Source organism: Polaribacter sp. 2405UD43-2, assembly GCF_058147125.1.
The window spans coordinates 414,081-433,131 of the sequence record NZ_JBYVJX010000001.1 but is presented as its reverse complement, the minus strand read 5'-3'; the positions used below and the strand labels follow the sequence as shown (position 1 = coordinate 433,131).

15 protein-coding genes are annotated in these 19,051 nt (G+C 29.0%); 6 read left to right on the top strand and 9 right to left on the bottom strand.

Going from position 1 to position 19,051, the window contains the following annotated elements:
* Window position 1 precedes the first annotated feature (1 nt).
* Window positions 2-610, top strand: coding sequence for a thioredoxin family protein (locus tag ACY2RX_RS02175; RefSeq protein WP_490102309.1), 609 nt, complete (start codon window positions 2-4; stop codon window positions 608-610).
* Window positions 611-723: 113 nt separating this feature from the next.
* Here ACY2RX_RS02175 and ACY2RX_RS02170 read toward each other — a convergent pair whose 3' ends face one another.
* From ACY2RX_RS02170 to argS, 5 genes are all read right to left on the bottom strand, one after another.
* Entirely contained in the window at window positions 724-1,785 is a 1,062-nt protein-coding gene (locus tag ACY2RX_RS02170) for a hypothetical protein (protein WP_490102308.1), read from the bottom strand.
* Between the two features lie 334 nt (window positions 1,786-2,119).
* The gene (locus tag ACY2RX_RS02165) at window positions 2,120-5,389 is read right to left on the bottom strand and encodes a glycoside hydrolase family 2 TIM barrel-domain containing protein (RefSeq protein WP_490102307.1); all 3,270 of its coding nucleotides are present in this window, start codon (window positions 5,387-5,389) and stop codon (window positions 2,120-2,122) included.
* A 96-nt stretch (window positions 5,390-5,485) separates the two neighbouring features.
* Entirely contained in the window at window positions 5,486-6,139 is a 654-nt protein-coding gene (locus ACY2RX_RS02160; RefSeq protein ID WP_490102306.1) for a DUF998 domain-containing protein, read from the bottom strand.
* 153 nt (window positions 6,140-6,292) lie between these two features.
* On the bottom strand, window positions 6,293-7,681 hold the full coding sequence (gene lpdA, locus ACY2RX_RS02155; protein ID WP_490102305.1) for a dihydrolipoyl dehydrogenase: 1,389 nt from the start codon (window positions 7,679-7,681) through the stop codon (window positions 6,293-6,295).
* Window positions 7,682-7,961: 280 nt separating this feature from the next.
* Window positions 7,962-9,746 (bottom strand): arginine--tRNA ligase, encoded by a 1,785-nt coding sequence (argS, locus tag ACY2RX_RS02150; protein WP_490102304.1) that lies wholly within the window; start codon window positions 9,744-9,746, stop codon window positions 7,962-7,964.
* Between the two features lie 76 nt (window positions 9,747-9,822).
* Between argS and ACY2RX_RS02145 the strand changes: the two genes are divergently transcribed.
* From ACY2RX_RS02145 to ACY2RX_RS02130, 4 genes are all read left to right on the top strand, one after another.
* Window positions 9,823-10,347: a YkgJ family cysteine cluster protein gene (locus tag ACY2RX_RS02145; protein ID WP_490102303.1), complete on the top strand. Its 525-nt coding sequence runs from the start codon at window positions 9,823-9,825 to the stop codon at window positions 10,345-10,347.
* A 207-nt stretch (window positions 10,348-10,554) separates the two neighbouring features.
* Window positions 10,555-11,091 carry an RNA polymerase sigma factor gene (locus ACY2RX_RS02140; protein ID WP_490102302.1) on the top strand — a complete coding sequence of 179 codons (537 nt, stop codon included), beginning with the start codon at window positions 10,555-10,557 and terminating at the stop codon, window positions 11,089-11,091.
* Window positions 11,088-11,699, top strand: coding sequence for a HEAT repeat domain-containing protein (locus ACY2RX_RS02135; protein ID WP_490102301.1), 612 nt, complete (start codon window positions 11,088-11,090; stop codon window positions 11,697-11,699). Before ACY2RX_RS02140 ends, ACY2RX_RS02135 begins: the two co-directional genes overlap by 4 nt.
* Window positions 11,700-11,704: 5 nt before the next feature.
* A complete protein-coding gene (locus ACY2RX_RS02130) occupies window positions 11,705-12,694 on the top strand; it encodes a DUF4097 family beta strand repeat-containing protein (protein WP_490102300.1) in 990 nt (329 codons plus the stop codon).
* Between the two features lie 157 nt (window positions 12,695-12,851).
* Here the strand turns inward: ACY2RX_RS02130 and secA are convergent, their stop codons facing one another.
* The 4 genes from secA to ACY2RX_RS02110 all read right to left on the bottom strand — a co-directional run bounded on the left by secA (window position 12,852) and on the right by ACY2RX_RS02110 (window position 18,170).
* Window positions 12,852-16,193 (bottom strand): preprotein translocase subunit SecA, encoded by a 3,342-nt coding sequence (secA, locus tag ACY2RX_RS02125; protein ID WP_490102299.1) that lies wholly within the window; start codon window positions 16,191-16,193, stop codon window positions 12,852-12,854.
* Between the two features lie 144 nt (window positions 16,194-16,337).
* The gene (locus ACY2RX_RS02120) at window positions 16,338-16,559 is read right to left on the bottom strand and encodes a DUF2795 domain-containing protein (protein ID WP_036785931.1); all 222 of its coding nucleotides are present in this window, start codon (window positions 16,557-16,559) and stop codon (window positions 16,338-16,340) included.
* A gap of 91 nt (window positions 16,560-16,650) precedes the next feature.
* Window positions 16,651-17,223 (bottom strand): cob(I)yrinic acid a,c-diamide adenosyltransferase, encoded by a 573-nt coding sequence (locus ACY2RX_RS02115; RefSeq protein WP_490102298.1) that lies wholly within the window; start codon window positions 17,221-17,223, stop codon window positions 16,651-16,653.
* Window positions 17,224-17,393: 170 nt separating this feature from the next.
* On the bottom strand, window positions 17,394-18,170 hold the full coding sequence (locus ACY2RX_RS02110; protein ID WP_490102297.1) for an O-methyltransferase: 777 nt from the start codon (window positions 18,168-18,170) through the stop codon (window positions 17,394-17,396).
* 85 nt (window positions 18,171-18,255) lie between these two features.
* Here ACY2RX_RS02110 and ACY2RX_RS02105 point away from each other — a divergent pair, with 85 nt between their 5' ends.
* Window positions 18,256-19,050 carry a polysaccharide biosynthesis/export family protein gene (locus tag ACY2RX_RS02105; RefSeq protein ID WP_490102296.1) on the top strand — a complete coding sequence of 265 codons (795 nt, stop codon included), beginning with the start codon at window positions 18,256-18,258 and terminating at the stop codon, window positions 19,048-19,050.
* Window position 19,051 lies beyond the last annotated feature (1 nt).

Genomic DNA, 19,051 nt, shown 5'->3' with positions numbered 1-19,051 from the left:
TATGAATGCATTAAAATCAATTTTGTTAGTTTTAGTTGTTGTCGTTTCAGCATCATTCTCTGTTAAACCCGATAAAGGCTATAAAGTAGGAGATATTATAGAAGATTTTAAATTAATAAATGTCGATGATACAATGGTTTCTTTATCAGATTATAGTGATGCAAAAGGATATATCATTATTTTTACCTGTAATATGTGTCCTTTTTCAGTTGCCAATGAAGATAGAATTATTGCTTTAGATAAAAAATATAAAGCATTAGGATTTCCGGTAATTGCCATCAATCCTAATGATCCTAAAGTTTCTAGAGGCGATAGTTTTGCAGCTATGAAAATAAGAGCCAAAGAAAAAGGATTTACTTTTCCGTATTTATTTGACGATGGGCAAAAAGTGTACCCAAAATTTGGAGCATCAAAAACACCACACGTTTATATTGTAACCAAAAAAGAGATGAAAGTGCAATATATTGGTGGTATTGACAATAGTTCTAGAAACCCAGATGCAGTAACTGAAAAATATGTAGAAAATGCTGTAGATGCATTATTAGCTGGTAATAAAATTGAGAAAACAGAAACTAGAGCAATTGGTTGTTCTATAAAAGTTCAGAAATAATATAATTTTTTAATGTATAATAGATAAATTTTTTTGTTATCTGAAAGATTAGATTCGCTAACGTTTTTGTATAACCGCCAGTTACGGGTTTAAATGTGATGTTATTTTACCTTCTAATTAATTTTAAAAATATAACCAATTCCAAAGACAATTGGATGTGAATATCCTTCGTTTCTATATTCACTTTTTAGGTAGATACCTTTAAAAATATCTATTTCGATTCCAGCTCCATAAAGTAAATTAATTCCATATGTTTTTTGTAATCCATCACTTAAAATGGAATTATTATTTTCATCCTTAATTTGTAAATAATTAAGAGAAAACCCTACAAAAAAGTAAGGTCTTATATTTTTATTAAAGACATTTTGTTGGATTAGTAAAGGTATAGATAGCAATGATTGTGTAAAATCTTTACGTTGTCTTGTATACTGATAATTTAAATAACTTATACCTATATTCAAGGAAGTACTTCTACTTATTTTTGGCAGATATTTTCTATACATTACCTGTCCGTAATATTCAGAATCATTATTCTCAAACCCTAAACCAACATTAGCGATAACATAATTTGTAGATTTTTGTTTAACTCTTAAGTCTTTACTTTTAATTCCTTTTGAATTGTGATATTTAGTAATAATGTCAACAAAATTATCCTCATCAAATTCAATTTTTAAATTATTTTTAAAAGCGAAGCCTTCAGTCGTAAAATTCAGTATTCCTCTATAATTATATTTCTTAATTTCAATTTCTCCTGAATTTAATTTGTCATTTTGTAAAACATAATTTTTACCATTCTTAGATATTATATAAAATATTTCTGAATTATAAACACTTTTGTATAAGGATAATTTTTCTCCTTTAAGGATTAATTCCGCAAATATGTTAATCTCATTTTGATTGTTATTCATTTTTAAGTTTAATAAATCAAAAGTACTTTCATTACTGGTTTGAAAAGATTTTAGTTGAGTAGTATTATATGTTTGGCATTTTTTTTCTTCTAAATTTCTTTTGAAACAAATACTAGATGATAATTTTGATAAATCATTTGCTTTAATGTATCCTTCTATTTTAACATTGTTATTCTTTATAACCCACCCTTTTTTAAATTTTTCTTTAAGTTGAGCATTAGAAATTAATGCTGATAAAAAAAAGAAGACGAAAAGTGTTTGTTTCATAGTTTTTTGGTATTTAATTTTTGCCAACGTTTAAACTGATATGACGTCCGTTTTAATGACTAAAATCAGAAGTTAGCAAAGTTAAACTTTTTTAGTTAGAATATTAACAGGAAAACACTTGTATTTATGGCAAACTCATACTTTTATTTTTAGCCAAGAATTCACAAATTTTTTACTTTAATTATTAATTTCAATTATAAAAACCTTTGGTTTTTATAATTAGCAAAATTATTTTTGAATAGTCTTCTATAAATTCGTGAATTCGTGGCTAAAGTTTTTATTATATTTCTTTTTTAACAAAGTGTGAGTTTGCCCTACACTTGCATTGCTAAAATTAATAGCTATTATTTAATTTAATAAACTTTTCTGTTGTTCCTGTAAACGGTATTAAATAGAAAGTGTAGCTATGTTTTTTATTCCCTTTTATCTGGTATTTTTCTTGAGGTTTGGCCCACCAACTATCATCACCAGCTAAACCACGTTGCTCAAAATCTATATTTAATTGAATTAAATCTTGCTCTTTAATATCAATAGTATGTTTGCTAAAATTGGCTTTTTTATTCTTTTTAGAATATTCTAAACCGTTTGTAATATCAAAATCTTCATTTGGCATATGTAATGCAGAAATACTCAATCCTTTTTGTGTTTCTGAAGTAATTAGTAAACCGTTATTTTTAATATTTGATAATGCAAACCAACGTACATCTGTTCTATTTCCATTTTCTTGCGGACGGATATAAGGCACATAAAAATCGGCTACTTTGCTGTTAAAAACATCAATAAAAGTAGAGGTTTTACGATCTTGATAATTTTCCCAAGGTCCACGTCCGTAATATGTTACATTGTTAAATTCTTTGGCAATTTGCATTCGCATTCCAATTCTTGGAATGTCTGCTTTATAATTGGTTTTGTTTAAGGTGTTTGTAATTTTTACAACTCCATTTCCGGAAATTGTATAAACTGTTTTATGTGTGGTGTTTACACCTGGTAAATTATAATTTACAGCAATTTCAGTCTGATAGTTATCAATCTTCCTATAATTGAATTGGGTTACTGAATTGTTTAAACTTGCATTTTTCCATTCAATGTTTTTGGTTTCCATATGATTTCCTAAATCATTGTCTGTGGGGGGTCTCCAAAAATTAATTTTTGGTCCTTTTTTGGCTTTTAAAATTTCTTTGCCTTTGTATGAATACGAAACTATTTGTCCTTTTTGTTTATCAAAAGTTATATTGAAATCAACATTATAAATAGTTAAGTTTTTAGTATCATTTTTAACATTTATAGCAGCGGTTTTTTCTGTAATAATTTCTTTCTTCTTAAATTTTTCAGTAAGATAAATTTGCTCTTTGGCAACTTCAAAACCTTTTGGTAATAGGTTCCATTGTTTTTTTGTAGTTGCAGAAAATTCTAAAAAGTATTCTGTGTTAGGTTTAAAATCAATTCCGTTTAAAGGAATTCTTACCAATTTACTTGTATGTGTTTTTACATCAATAGTTTCTAGTTTTATGGTTTTTAAAACAGTTCCGTTTGCTTTAACCTTCGCTGTAAAATCAAATTGATTTAGGTTGGTAAAATCATATAAATTTTCAATCAATACGCGTTGTTCGTTAAATTTATTTAATCCCATATTTTTAAAATTGATAAACTCGTGCGCTTTTTTTACTTCGTATAAAGCGGGTTGTGGAGTTCTATCAGGAAACACAATTCCGTTATTTAAAAACGAATTATCTGTTGGCATATTTTTACCAAAGTCACCACCATACGCATAGAATTTCTGACCTTTTTTATTGGTTTTATAAATAGATTGATCTACCCAATCCCAAATAAATCCACCTTGAAGATTATCGTACTTTTCAATGATTTCCCAATAATCCGCAAAATTCCCTGTGCTGTTTCCCATTGCATGTGCATATTCACTAGGAATAAAAGGTCTATCAGTTTTGTTTTTTCCTATGTGTTCAAAAGTTGCTAGAGATGGATATTGTGGAACAATAATATCTGTATTCCAATCCATATCAAATAAATTTCCGTCTCTATTTTTATAAGTACGCTCATATTGTACAGGTCTTTTGGTTTTGTCGTTTGCTTTTATGGCTTTGTAACCAGCGTAAAAATTCACGCCGTTTCCAGCTTCATTTCCCATAGACCAAATAATTACTGACGGATGATTTTTATCGCGTTTTACCATTCTTGTCATTCTATCTAAATGCGCTTTTTTCCAACTTGTTTTTTTAGCCAAAGAGTGTTTGCCATAATACATTCCGTGAGATTCTATATTGGCTTCATCAACCACATAAATTCCATATAAATCGCACAATTCATAAAAACGTTTTCCACGAGGATAATGACTTAAACGAACTGCATTTATGTTGTTTTTTTTCCAAAGTTTAATGTCTTTTAGAATAAGTTCTTCACTCATTATATGACCAGTTTCTGGGTCAGTTTCTTGCGTGTTTACACCTTTTAAAGTGATTCTTTGTCCGTTAATTAAAAGTAATCCGTTTTTAATTTCGACACTTCTAAAACCAATTTTTCTTGAAGTAACTTCAATCGTTTTTCCTTTTTTATTTTTTGTGATAATTCTTAACGTATATAAATTTGGATGTTCTGCACTCCAAGGATTTACATTTTTAATTTGATTTTTAAATGAAACTGAATTAGTGGTGTTTTTTTTTGATAAAAATAATTTTTGGTCGTCAATTAAAAGTTTTTCACCATTTAAAAGTTGATAAGAAACAGCTATTTCTTTGTTGTTGTTTTGATGATTTTTGATATCAATAGTTAATTCTAAAATCCCATTTTTATAGGTTTTATCTAAAATGGATAAAACTTCAAAATCTTTAATTCTGGTTTTAGGTTGTGCGTAAATATAAACATCACGTTCAATTCCGCTAATTCTCCAAAAATCTTGACATTCTAAATAACTTCCATCAGTCCATCTAAAAATCTGAATTGCAATGGTATTTTTTCCTTTTTTTGCAGCTTTGGTAATATTGAATTCTGCGGGTAATTTACTTCCTTGAGAATAGCCAATATATTTGCCATTCAACCAAACAAATCCACCAGATTTCATTGCGCCAATGTGTAAGAATATTTCTTTGTCTTTCCAGTTTTTATCAATGGTAAAATCTTTTCTATAAGAGCCAACAGGATTGTATGTATGCGGAACTTTCCCTGGGTTTTTAGGGTAAACTCTATCAATAAATTCCATATCATCTGCAATCATTGCTTTATAATCTGCAAATTCATATTGATGATTCACATAGATAGGAATTCCAAACCCTTCTATTTCCCAATTTGACGGAACTTTTATATCCTCCCAATTAGAAATGTTTTTTTTAGGATTTATAAATTTTGTTGGTCTATTTGCAGGATTTTTAACCCATTTGAATTTCCAAATTCCGTTTAATGATTTTTTAAAGGATTTGTTTTTTTCTAAATTATTTAAAGAAGAAAAAGAAGTAAAACTTGTGTGTGCATCTTCTTTGTTTTCAGAAATGATTTTTTCGTTTTCTATATAATTCCAAACATTTTTTTGCTGAGAAAATATTGAGAAAAATGATATTAAAAATAATATTGAAAATAGTTGTAAAGATTTCATATGCTGATTTGCAGTTAAATATCAACTATAAAAATACAGCTTATATTTAATCTAAAGAAATCAATAAAATATAGTTTTGCTTTTCAGTTAATTTTTCTATTTATCAGAAAAAGCAGCTTCTCCTTTTATTAACCAAGAAAAGCCAAAAACCCATAATGCAAAAGTTTCGCAATAGAAAATAATGTCTGTTGTTTTTCTAGTTTCTTCATCTAAAAAAACAAAGCTTAAACCAGCAGCTAATACAAATACTGTAATAAAGATTCCGCACCAAAAGTAAAATTTGTTTCTAAATTTTTTCATTTTTGTTTGTACAGAAAAAGGAACTCCTCTTCTAAAAATTACTAAACAAAAAATAGTAAATACTGTAAAAAGTAGCGCTGCTGATGTTAGGTGGATGCCTCTTATTATACCAGATTCACTAGTTGTTGGAAATAAAGCAACTCCCAAAGCAAAAATACCTCCTGCAATAGCATAGGTTTGATCATTGTAAAAAAAGCCTTTTTCTTTATTTTTATAACCTTTATAAGTAAATAAGAAAAAACCTAAAGCAAATAAAAAACCAACAAAAACATCTCTCATTGGAGTTCCATAATAATCGCTTATAGAATCTTGTATAAAGTTTTCTTTATCAAAATAGAACATTCCTGCCGCTAAAATTATTGGTAGAAATACACCTATTGTACCAATTAGTTTTCGTAATAATTTGTAAGAAATTATTAAATCGTTTTCAGTTTGATGTTTCGTTTTCATCAGTTTATTTTTTTATAGTTGGTTGATTACCAAATATAAAAAGAATAAAATCAGTACAAATACCTATTGTTAAGGAATAAAAAAACCTTACCAAAATTGGTAAGGTCTTAATATATTTTAATTCTTATATCTAAAAATCTAAGAATCTAATTTTTACAAATGAATCACCTCATCATAAGCATCAGCAACAGCTTCCATAACAGCTTCGCTCATTGTTGGATGTGGATGAATTGCTTTTAAAACTTCATGACCTGTAGTTTCTAATTTTCTTCCAAGAACAGCCTCAGCAATCATATCTGTAACGCCAGCGCCAATCATATGGCAACCTAACCATTCTCCGTATTTTGCATCAAAAATTACTTTTACAAATCCATCAGGAGTTCCAGCTGCTTTTGCTTTTCCAGAAGCAGAAAACGGGAACTTACCCACTTTTAATTCGTAACCAGCTTCTTTAGCTTTAGCTTCTGTTAAACCCACAGAGGCAATTTCTGGAGTTGCATAAGTACAACCAGGAATATTTCCATAATCGATTGCTTCAGTATGTAAACCAGCTAATTTTTCTACACAAGTAATTCCTTCTGCCGAAGCAACGTGCGCTAAAGCTTGTCCAGGAACTACATCGCCAATGGCATAATAACCAGGAATGTTGGTTTGGTAAAAATCGTTTACTAAAATTTTATCTCTGTCAACAATAATTCCAACATCTTCTAAACCAATATTTTCAATGTTAGATTTAATTCCAACTGCCGATAATAAAATATCTGCTTCTAAAGTTTCTTCTCCTTTTTTTGTTTTTACAGTGGCTACAACACCATCACCAGAAGTATCTACAGATTCAACAGAAGAATTAGTCATCACTTTTATACCAGCTTTTTTAATAGAGCGCTCAAATTGTTTAGAAACATCAATATCTTCTACAGGAACCACATTTGGCATATATTCTACAATAGTAACTTCTGTTCCCATAGAATTATAGAAATGCGCAAATTCAACACCAATTGCACCAGAACCTACAACAATCATAGATTTAGGTTGGCTTGGTAAGCTCATTGCTTGTCTGTAGCCAATTACTTTTTTACCATCTTGCGGTAAGTTTGGTAATTCTCTAGAACGTGCACCTGTAGCAATAATAATATTGTCTGCGCTATATTCTATTACAGTTCCATCAGCAGCAGTTACATCTACTTTTTTACCTGTTTTTATTTTTCCAAAACCATCAATAATATCAATTTTGTTTTTCTTCATTAAAAAAGCAACACCTTTGCTCATTCCTTCTGCAACACCACGACTTCTTTTAATTACAGCATCAAAATCTTTATCAATTGCTTCTGCTTTTAAACCATATTCATCTACGTGTTTTAAATAATCGTACACTTGAGCAGATTTTAATAAGGCTTTTGTAGGAATACATCCCCAGTTTAAGCAGATTCCACCAAGGTTTTCCTTTTCTACAATGGCAACTTTAAAGCCTAATTGACTTGCTCTAATTCCTGTTACATAACCTCCAGGTCCACTACCAATAATTATAATATCGTATTTCATATTTATTTAAAGATTTGTCATTAAAAGATTAAAGAAATCATTTAATATTTAGTTGTTTTATTTTACTTCGATTGAATTTTTGAATATTCAATCATTTAATTTTCAATTTTTTATGGGCGTTTTAACGGGCTTTACATTATATCTTTTTTTCTTTCATCAAAAAAGGATGCCATTTCAATCCCTAACGCAAGCAAATTTACTAACTTTTATTATTTATTTTAACTTTATTTATTTTTTATCGACAACAGTTTCTTCCTTTTGCGAAGATTAAGTTGGACTTTTACATTCTTTCTGGAACCTGAATTCCTAACAAAGAAAAAGCAGATTTTATGGTGTCTGCCACTTTTTTTGCCAACCGAACTCTAAATATTTTTTTATCTTGATTTTCTTCACCTAAAATAGATACATTTTGATAAAAAGAATTGAATTCTTTTACCAAATCATAGGTGTAATTTGCAATAATTGCTGGCGAATAATTTGCAGCTGCTTGTTGTACGGTTTCAGGAAATAACTCTAATTGTTTTAATAATTCTTTCTCTTTTTTGTGTAAAGATATCTCGACTTCGCTCGATATGACATTGTAATCAAAATCTGCTTTTCTAATAATAGATTGAATTCTGGCATAAGTGTATTGTATAAAAGGACCTGTGTTTCCTTGAAAATCTACAGAGCTTTTTGGGTCGAACAAAATTCTTTTTTTAGGGTCTACTTTTAAAATAAAATATTTTAAAGCACCTAAACCAATCGTTTTGTACAATTCGTTTTTTTCATCATCAGAATAACCATCTAATTTGCCTAATGCTGATGAAATTGCTTTGGCAGTATCAGACATTTCAACCATTAAATCATCTGCATCAACAACAGTTCCTTCTCTCGATTTCATTTTACCAGAAGGTAAATCTACCATTCCGTAACTTAAATGATACAAGTTTTTTGCCCAATCAAAACCTAATTTTTTTAAGATTAAAAACAAAACTTGAAAGTGGTAATCTTGCTCATTACCCACCGTATAAACCATTCCGCCAACATCTGTGTAATCTTTAACACGTTGAATGGCAGTACCAATATCTTGGGTCATATAGACTGCTGTTCCGTCTGAACGTAATACGATTTTTTCATCTAAACCTTCATCCGTTAAATCGCACCAAACAGAACCATCTTCTTTTTTATAAAAAACGCCTTTTTCTAAACCTTGCGCAACCACATCTTTACCTAATAAATAAGTGTCACTTTCAAAATATAAAGTGTCAAAATTAACGCCCATATTTTTATAGGTGATGTCAAATCCATCATAAACCCAAGCATTCATTTTTTTCCAAAGCGCAACCACTTTTTCATCACCTGCTTCCCAATCTCTTAACATTTGTTGTGCTTGTACAAATAGAGGCGCTTCTTTTTTTGCTTGTTCTTCCGAAACGCCAGAGGCAACTAACTCACTAATTTGTTTTTTATATTCTTGGTCGAATTTTACATAATAGTTACCCACCAGTTTATCGCCTTTTAAACCTGTAGATTCTGGAGTTTCTCCGTTTCCGAATTTTTTCCAAGCCAACATCGATTTACAAATATGAATTCCTCTATCGTTAATAATTTGCGTTTTGTACACTTTTTTACCAGCAGCTTTTATAATTTCTGCTACAGAATATCCTAATAAATTATTGCGAACGTGCCCTAAATGTAATGGTTTGTTGGTGTTTGGTGATGAATATTCTACCATTATAGCTTTGTCATCCGCCTTTGGCGAAACAAAACCAAAATTAGAATTTGTATAGATTTTGTTGAAGAAATTCGTGTAAAAAACATCGTCAATTACTAAATTTAAAAAGCCTTTTACAACATTAAAATTCTTGATTTCGGTAACATTTTCTACAACATATTTTCCTAATTCTTCGCCAATTTGAGCAGGATTTCCTTTTTTATAACGCAACATTGGGAAAACTACAACTGTAATATCTCCTTCAAATTCTTTTCTAGTTGCTTGGAATTCTACTGAAGGAATTTCAGTGTTAAACAACGCTAAAAATCCTTCTTTTATACTAGTTTCTATACTATTTTGAATATTCATTTAGTCTCGAAAATTGAAATGCAAAATTACATATTTTTAGTCTAAAATTTAGTAGAAATAGTTGTATTTTTCGAATATGGAAAAACGCTTAGAACAACTCCCTAAATTAGCTGAAGATGCAAAAAAAGAAAACAAAAAATATTTTGCAAATTTAAAGAGAAGAACTCCTAAGAATTTAGATGTTGTTATGCAAGATTTGCATATGAAAGAATTTAATAAAACAGATTGTTTAGATTGTGGAAATTGTTGTAAAACTACCAGCCCTATTTTTATTGATAAAGATATTGAGCGAATTTCTAAACATTTAAAAATGAAAGTTGCCGATTTTATAAACACTTATTTAGAAAGAGATTCAGACGATTTTATGGTGTTAAAAACAGCTCCTTGTTCTTTTTTAGATGAGTCTGATAATTCTTGTTTTATTTATAATGTTCGTCCAAAAGCTTGTGCAGAATATCCACATACCAATAGAAGAAAATTTATTCAGCTTACAGATTTAACCATTGCAAATACCTTTGTTTGCCCTGCAGCATATAATATAGTGGAAGCTTTAAAAAAACGTTTGCCTTTAGAATCTAAAAAGAAAATTAGAAGAAAATAATTCTTTTAAAAAATTTAAACAGAATTTTATTTTATCAATTAGCACTTTTTTACTTCTTATTATTTTGAGTTTTAAGAAATTGTATAAAGTTTTGAATTTAATTCAGCATTATAATCAACTTAAAATCCTCTTTTTTTATTATTTTTTGAGACACATTTAAAACAAATCCGTTTTATAAGTGTAAAAAGAAACTAACCCAGCTTTTTTTTGAATACAAAAAACATCATACAAAAATGTAAAAAAAACGATTACTCAGCTCAATTAGAGATGTATCATTCGTATAAGAATATGATGTTTGGGAGTGCCATAAGAATTCTAAAAAATAGAGAAACAGCAGAAGATGTTGTGCAAGATTCTTTTATAAAAGCGTTTGAAAAAATTCATCAATTGCAAGAGGAAGCAAATTTAGGAGGATGGTTAAAAAGAATTGTGGTTAACAAATCTTTAGACGTTGTAAGAAATAGAAATAAGACTGTTTTTACTGATGATGTTTTGATTTTAGAAAATGAACCTGAGGAAATAGAAGATGATATTGAGTCTAATATTTCTGTTGATTTTGTAAAAGAATGTATTAATAAACTAAAAGAAAAATACAGCATTATTTTGGTTTTATATCTCATTGAAGATTACAATCATAGAGAAATAGGAGCGTTGTTAAATATTAATGAAAGCACTGTAAGAAATCAATATAAAAGAGGAAAAGATAAATTATTGCAAATGCTAAAAGCAAAAAATACAAGATGAAATTAAAGAAATACATACAAGAAAATAGTGAAGCTTTCGATTCTGAAAAGATGTCAGAAAAATCTGATTTAGTTTTTAATAAATTATTGAAAGAGAAGTTACATAAACCTAAAAAACAGAAAGAGGTGTATTTAAAATATTTATCTGTTGCTGCAAGTATAGCTTTGATTATTGTTGCTTTTTTATGGTTGAATCATCAAGAAGAATTTAATGAAGAAAAACAAAATTTGTTAGTAAATTTAGGAGCAGAATCTGCAGGAAAACGTTTGGAAGGAGTCTATGCTTTTAATGATGAATACGCAAAAGAAGACAAAAAAATAATCTCAACTTTAATAAAAATTTTGCATAAAGATGAAAATACAAATGTAAAAATAGCCATTATAGATGCGTTACTAAAATTCCCAAAAAACGAAAAAATTAGAACCAATTTAATTACGGCTTTGCAAAATGAAAAAGCGCCTTTAGTACAAATAAAACTAATAAAAGCATTAAGTTTTTTAAGAGAAAATCGTGCACAAAAACCTCTTGAAGAAATAATAAATAACGAAGAAACCTACCCAATTGTAAAGAACAATGCAACTTTAGCAATGGTAGAAATTAAACAATAAACACCATGAAAAATTTAAAAATAGTATTTGTTTTAGCACTTTCAATCTCTTTTTTAACCATAAGTGCGCAAGAAAAAAAGATAAAATTTAGCAAAGGAACTTTAAAAATATGTTCTTCTAAAAACTTTACCATAGAAGGTTATGATGGTAAACAAGTAATCATTAAAAGTTTACACGAAAATAGAGATTCTAATTTTAGTTATGTTGTAAATGGTAAATCTGTTAGAGGTTTTGCAATAAGCAATTCTAGAAATGGAAGAAAAATCAATAGAAATAATAAAACCTTTGTTAACAGAAGTAGAAGCAATAGTTTTCCTTTAATAAAAAATGATAGTTTAAAGAAAAGTTATGTTAGGTTTTTTAATACTGATGGAAACAGAAAAGAAGGGCTTAAAAGATTGGGCAAAAAAAATGAAAATTCTGATTTGGGAATCTATTTTACTATTGAAGAAAAAAATGGAGAACTCTTTTTTAAAGATCAAACTGATGGGCAATTAGTGATGTTAAGTAATGAACGTTATGAAATTAAAATACCAAATTCCATAAAACTGAAATGGAAAACAAGTGCTTGTAATAAAGACACAAAGAAGAAAAATAAATACTTGTTTTTTAATTCGAAAGCCTCTAGTTTATCTAATTTTAAAGGAGAAGTTGAGATTTCTACATCATTAAATAATATGAAATTAAAAGATGTTACAGGCCCCGTTTCTATAAATTCTATTGGCGGAAATGTTACCATAGAATTTGATAAAACTACGCCTAAAAAACTATACTCCATCTACTCAAATAATGGTTTTATTGATGTTACTTTGCCAAACAATTCTGATGTAATTGTAGATGCAAATTCGTCTTCTATCTTTTCTGATATCGATTTTAATGTTTTAGAAGATAAAGAAGAACAAGGTTTGCAAAAGATGAAATTAAAATTAAAAAGAGGAAATGTAAAAATGAAATTAAATGCAGGTTTAGGTAATATTTATCTTCGAAAAAAATAGAATCATTAATCAACGAACCCAAATTAAAAAATCCGTTTAGAAATTTTCTAAACGGATTTTACTTTTGTCATTTAGAACGAAGAATGAGAATAAATCTCAACTTAGAAAGAGATTCCTCAATCGCTTAAAAAAGCTCATTTCGGAATGACAACAATCATTATTTATTCACCAAAACCCATTCTCCTTTATCTATTAAAGGAATGGCTTGTTTATATTTTACCACTTTCTCTTCGCCACTCATTACATTTTTAATGGTAACTCTTTCGTTTCTACCAATTTTTGGTTGCTCTCTAACAATAGTTTCTACAGGTTCTGCAGATTGTTGACGAGAATTCTGAATGGCTTGTTCTGTAGAATTTTGTACATCCGCTTTACTAGTATTTAATTTTTGACGTTTTTGTTGACGAGCTTCAGAAATTTGATTCGGATCTTGTGTTGGCAATTCTCCTTTAAATAAGAATGATAAAACTTCTTTATTTATCTGATCTACAGTTTGTTTAAATAATTCAAAAGCCTCAAACTTATAAATTAGTAAAGGGTCTTTTTGCTCATAAGATGCATTTTGTACAGACTGTTTTAAATCATCCATTTTACGCAAATGATCTTTCCAGTTTTCATCAATAATGGCTAAAGTAATGTTTTTTTCAAAATCGGTTATTAAACTTTTTCCTTCAGACTCGTAGGCGTCTTTTAAATTGGTAACTACTTGTAAAGATTTAATTCCATCAGTAAAAGGAACTACAATTCGCTCATATCTATCACCTTCATTTTCAAATACATCTTTAATTACTGGATACGCTAAAACTGCATTTCTTTCTATTTTGTTTTTGTAGTGTTCTGTTACAAAATCATATAATTTATCTGTGATTTCTTTTTCTGATAATTTTTCAAAATCCTCTTCAGACAAAGGAGAAGTCATTGATGAAAAACGAATCAATTCAAACTCAAAATTTTGGAAATCTTTTGTTGCTTTATTAGCATTTACAATAGATTCGCAAGTATCATAAATCATATTGGCGATATCTACTTGCAAACGTTTACCATCTAAAGCATGGCGTCTTCTTTTATAAACAAACTCACGTTGCGCGTTCATAATATCATCATATTCTAACAAACGTTTTCTGATACCAAAGTTGTTTTCTTCTACTTTCTTTTGCGCTCTTTCAATAGATTTGGTAATCATAGAATGTTGGATAACTTCACCTTCTTTTAAGCCCATTCTATCCATCATTTTGGCAATTCTATCAGAACCAAAAAGACGCATTAAATTATCGTCTAAAGCTACATAAAACTGCGACGAACCCACATCTCCTTGTCTTCCTGCACGTCCTCTTAACTGTCTATCTACACGTCTAGAATCATGGCGTTCTGTACCAATAATTGCTAAACCACCTGCAGTTTTTACTTCATCAGATAATTTAATATCTGTTCCACGACCAGCCATATTTGTTGCGATTGTAACAACACCAGGTTTACCAGCTTCTGCAACAACATCAGCTTCACGTTTGTGCAATTTTGCGTTTAGAATATTATGAGGAATTTTACGCATTTGCAACATTCTACCTAATAATTCTGATATTTCTACAGATGTTGTACCTACTAAAACAGGTCTTTTTTCTTCAACTAATTTTACAATATCCTCTATAACTGCATTGTATTTTTCGCGGGCAGTTTTATACACTAAATCTTGTTTGTCATCTCTGGCAATGGGTCTATTGGTTGGTATTTCTACAACATCTAATTTGTAGATTTCCCATAACTCACCAGCTTCTGTAATCGCAGTTCCTGTCATACCAGAAAGTTTACGATACATTCTAAAGTAATTTTGTAAAGTTATAGTTGCAAAAGTTTGAGTGGCATCTTCAATTTTTACATTTTCTTTAGCTTCTATGGCTTGATGTAATCCGTCTGAATAACGACGACCGTCCATAATACGCCCAGTTTGTTCATCAACAATCATTACTTTGTTGTCCATAACAACATACTCAACATCTTTTTCGAAAACAGTATATGCTTTTAAAAGTTGATTCATTGTGTGAATACGTTCGCTTTTGATGCTAAAATCTTTGTATAGTTCTTCTTTTTGTGTTGCTTTTTCTTCTGAAGAACTTTTTGAAGCATCAATTTCTCCAATTTTTACACCAATATCTGGTAAAACAAAGAAAGTATCGTTATTTGTTTTTTCTGATAAATGTGCAATTCCTTTATCAGTTAAATCTATTTGATTATTTTTTTCTTCAACAACAAACAATAAATCTTCATCTACTTCTGGCATCAACTTATTGTTGTCTTGCATATAGTAGTTTTCAGTTTTCTGCAAGATTTGTTTTACACCTTCTTGTGATAAAAATTTGATTAAGGCTTTATTTTTTGGTAAACCTCGGTAAACTCTTAACAATAAAAACCCACCATCTTTATCATTACCTTCTTTTATTAATTTTTTTGCTTCTGCTAAGACCCCAACTAAATGTTGTTTTTGTAAGGTAACTAAATCTGATACTAATGGTTTTAGTTCGTTAAATTCGTGTCTATCTCCTTGTGGCACAGGACCAGAAATAATTAATGGAGTTCTTGCGTCATCAATTAAAACAGAATCTACTTCGTCAATAATAGCATAATTGGGTGCTCTTTGTACTAAATCGTCTTTAGAACTTGCCATATTATCACGTAAATAATCGAAACCAAATTCGTTATTTGTTCCGTAAGTAATGTCTGCATTGTATGCTTTTCTACGTGCGTCAGAATTTGGTTGATGATAATCTATACAATCTGTAGAAAGTCCGTGAAACTCAAAAATTGGTCCCATCCACGCTTTATCACGTTTTGCTAAATAATCGTTTACGGTAACAAGATGAACTCCATTACCAGTTAATGCATTTAAATAAACAGGTAACGTAGAAACGAGTGTTTTACCTTCACCTGTCATCATTTCTGCAACTTTACCTTGATGTAAAACAGAACCACCAATTAACTGCACATCGTAATGAACCATATCCCAAGTAACAGGTTTTCCTGCTGCATCCCAAGAATTTGCCCAAAAAGCTTTGTCGTCTTCTAAAGTAACATTCTCTCTTTCTGCAGATAATTCTCTGTCAAAGGGAGTTGCAGTTACTTCTATTTCTTCATTTTCTACAAAGCGTTTTGCGGTTTCTTTTACTACAGCAAAAGCTTCTGGCATAATCTCAATTAAAGTATCTTCAGAAACTTTATAAGCCTCGTCTTTTAAAGTATCGATTTCTGTATAAATATCTTCTTGACGGTCTATATCTGCGGTTTTTGCTTCTTCTTCTAAAGCTTTTATTTTATCGTCAAATTCTTTTGTTGCTGCTTTTATTTTATTTTTAAACGCTTGTGTTTTTGCACGCAATTCATCGTGAGAAAGTTTAGAAAAGGCTTCTTCAAATTTTTTGGTGTTATCGACAATTGGTTGTAATCCTTTTAAATCTTTTTGTTGTTTATCGCCCACAAAAAGTTTAATTACTGAATCTAAAATACTCATTATATGTTTGTTTTTCAGTTACTTAAAGCAACTGTTTTTGTTTAATTTAAATTGAAATTTAATCAACTTTAAAAGTAGTGTTTTCTCGATTAAAAGAAAACAAAAAAAAAGCCTCATTAGAGACTTTTTATATTTTTTATTGAGTTAGTATTCATCTTCGTTCCAAAGATAATCATCTTCGGTTGGATAATCTGGCCAGATTTCAATAATAGAGTCATAAGAATCACCTTCGTCTTCTATGTCTTGTAGGTTTTCTACTACTTCTAAAGGAGCTCCTGTTCTAATAGCGTAATCTATTAACTCGTCTTTGGTTGCTGGCCAAGGTGCATCTGCTAAATAAGATGCTAATTCTAATGTCCAATACATTTCTTAATATTTAATTTTGTGCAAAAATAATTTTTTTGCTGAATTATGCAAGTCTTTTTTAAGAAATATAAATCAATAAAAAAAGAACGTACTATTTTTTTTCGGGAATCCACTTAATTTCCTCTACTAACAAGTCTTTAGACAACTTCCGTGCCAACGTAAAAAGATAGTCAGAAAGTCGGTTTAAATATTTTATAATGTCATTGTTAATTGTTTCTTGGTCATTTAACGTTACAGAAAGGCGTTCTGCACGTCTGCAAACGCATCTTGCTATGTGACAGAATGACACTGCTTGATGACCTCCAGGTAAAATAAAGTGCGTCATTTGTGGAAGTTCAGCATCTATTTTGTCGATTTCATTTTCTAAAAAAAGAATTGAATTTTTATCAATTTTAGGAATGTTTAATCGTTCTTTTCCAGATTTTAAAGTTTCTTTTTCTGGCGGAGTTGCCAACATTGCACCTAAAGTAAAAAGCTCATTTTGAATTTTTAACAACGATTTTTTTATAGAATTACTGATTTTTTGATCTTTTAATAAACCAATATATGCGTTGAGCTCATCTACAGTTCCGTAACTTTCTATGCGCAAATTGTATTTTTTTACTCTTGTTCCGCCAAAAAGAGCAGTGGTTCCTTTATCGCCTGTTTTTGTATATATTTTCATTTTTAAAAGAGTTGTAAAGTTTAATAGTTGTAAAGTTACAAAGTTACAAAGTAGCTGGGTTTATCATTTAAACGATTTAACATTTAAAGATTTAAAGATTGAAGAATTAAGAATTAAAAGATTGAAAAATTAAACGATTACACAATAAAAACAAGACAATTACACATCTATTAGACTCTAATTTTAAAATGTTCTTTTGCTTGTTCTTTTCTAAAGAAAACAATTCCCCAATAAAAAACATCAACAGTAACTTTTACTTTTGGATGATTTTTAATTTCTAACCAAGCTTCTTGCATTTCTTTGCTCCAATAAATATCATCAAAAACCCAAACAGAATTATTATTTATGGTTGATAAACAGGTTGTAAAATATGCTAAAGTTGCTTTTTTAGTATGGTTTCCATCAAAATAAATAAAATCGAATTGATTATTTTCTGTTTCTTTAGAAAGTGTTTTGTTAAAATTTCCTATGACAATATTTATATCTTGAAAGTTGTTTTTTTGAAACAAAGTTTGTGCAATTTTACCTGTTTCTGGGCAACCTTCTAGTGTTGTAATTTTTGAATTTTTATTTCCAATTTTTATTGCTGATGTTCCTAAGCCAATAGAAGTTCCAATTTCTAAAATGGTATTGGGTTGAAAATAACTTGTTAATCGGATTAATAATTTTGCTTTTTTATTTGATGTCGCTGCAATTTTTGTGATTTTAGAAATTGAACGTTCATCACTTTTAAAAATTTTAGAACCCGCACCAAAATCTGTGACTTTTATAGAGTTTTTGTTGTCTAACAATTGTTGTTTGATGCTTAAAAATTCATTCCATTTATTACTAGCTGTTTTCTTATAAAAACATTTGGTTACTAAATTGTATACAAAAGGCGAATGAACTCCGTGTTGATTTGTAGACTTTAAAAGAAATTTTAAATATTTTATGGTTGAATGAATCATTTTTTAATAAAAAACGAAAATAAAATAAAATTATAGCAAACCACTTTTAAAAAGTATATTTGTGCTTATTGAAGTTGAAATTAAAATGAAAAAACACCTTTTATTACTCTTAATTATTCCTTTCTTTTTTTCTTGTGTTCCTAGTAAAGATTTAATTTACTTGAGAGGAGAACCAGTTTCTTTTAAAGAAATTCAAAGAATTAATAATGTTCCTTATAAATTACAGGTTGATGATATTTTGTATATAGATATAAAATCTACTAATAAAGAGTTAGTTACTGTATTTAAAAAACAAGAGTCAAGTGGTGCAAATATTACACAAAATTCTTCAACAAATAGTTCTGGATACTTTACAGATTATAGTGTTGATTCTTATGGTAATATTAGAATACCAACCTTAGGAAATATTAATGTTTTAGGATACACTACTTTAGAAGTTAGAAAAAAAATAGAATCGGAATTATTAAAAAGATTTATTAAAAAAGAAGAAAACTTATTTGTAACCGTTAAACTTTCTGGGATAAAATTTACAGTAATTGGAGAAGTTTCTAATCCAGGAACAAGAGTTATTTTTCAAAATAGAGTTTCGGTTATAGAAGCCATAGCTAATTCTGGAGATATTACAAATGTAGGAAATAGAAAAGCTGTCGAAATTATTAGAATCACAGATTATGGAACAAAAAAGTTTATTATTGATTTAACAAAAATAGAAGCACTTAATTCTGAAGTTTTTTATATAAAACCTAATGATTATATCAATGTTTTGCCTTTAAAACAAAAAGCTTGGGGAACAGGAACCACTGGTTTACAAACGCTTTCTACTTTTGTTTCAATTTTTACTTTAATTACTTCCACAATTATTTTAGCAAAAAATTTATAGT

Bases quoted from the DNA above. Each gene is read 5' to 3' on its own strand.
- ACY2RX_RS02120 (WP_036785931.1), bottom strand. From the start codon at position 16,559: ATGTATTGGACATTAGAATTAGCATCTTATTTAGCAGATGCACCTTGG.
- ACY2RX_RS02165 (WP_490102307.1), bottom strand. From the start codon at position 5,389: ATGAAATCTTTACAACTATTTTCAATATTATTTTTAATATCATTTTTC.
- secA (WP_490102299.1), bottom strand. From the start codon at position 16,193: ATGAGTATTTTAGATTCAGTAATTAAACTTTTTGTGGGCGATAAACAA.
- ACY2RX_RS02160 (WP_490102306.1), bottom strand. From the start codon at position 6,139: ATGAAAACGAAACATCAAACTGAAAACGATTTAATAATTTCTTACAAA.
- argS (WP_490102304.1), bottom strand. From the start codon at position 9,746: ATGAATATTCAAAATAGTATAGAAACTAGTATAAAAGAAGGATTTTTA.
- ACY2RX_RS02145 (WP_490102303.1), top strand. From the start codon at position 9,823: ATGGAAAAACGCTTAGAACAACTCCCTAAATTAGCTGAAGATGCAAAA.
- ACY2RX_RS02105 (WP_490102296.1), top strand. From the start codon at position 18,256: ATGAAAAAACACCTTTTATTACTCTTAATTATTCCTTTCTTTTTTTCT.
- ACY2RX_RS02135 (WP_490102301.1), top strand. From the start codon at position 11,088: ATGAAATTAAAGAAATACATACAAGAAAATAGTGAAGCTTTCGATTCT.
- ACY2RX_RS02130 (WP_490102300.1), top strand. From the start codon at position 11,705: ATGAAAAATTTAAAAATAGTATTTGTTTTAGCACTTTCAATCTCTTTT.
- ACY2RX_RS02110 (WP_490102297.1), bottom strand. From the start codon at position 18,170: ATGATTCATTCAACCATAAAATATTTAAAATTTCTTTTAAAGTCTACA.
- ACY2RX_RS02115 (WP_490102298.1), bottom strand. From the start codon at position 17,223: ATGAAAATATATACAAAAACAGGCGATAAAGGAACCACTGCTCTTTTT.
- lpdA (WP_490102305.1), bottom strand. From the start codon at position 7,681: ATGAAATACGATATTATAATTATTGGTAGTGGACCTGGAGGTTATGTA.
- ACY2RX_RS02170 (WP_490102308.1), bottom strand. From the start codon at position 1,785: ATGAAACAAACACTTTTCGTCTTCTTTTTTTTATCAGCATTAATTTCT.
- ACY2RX_RS02175 (WP_490102309.1), top strand. From the start codon at position 2: ATGAATGCATTAAAATCAATTTTGTTAGTTTTAGTTGTTGTCGTTTCA.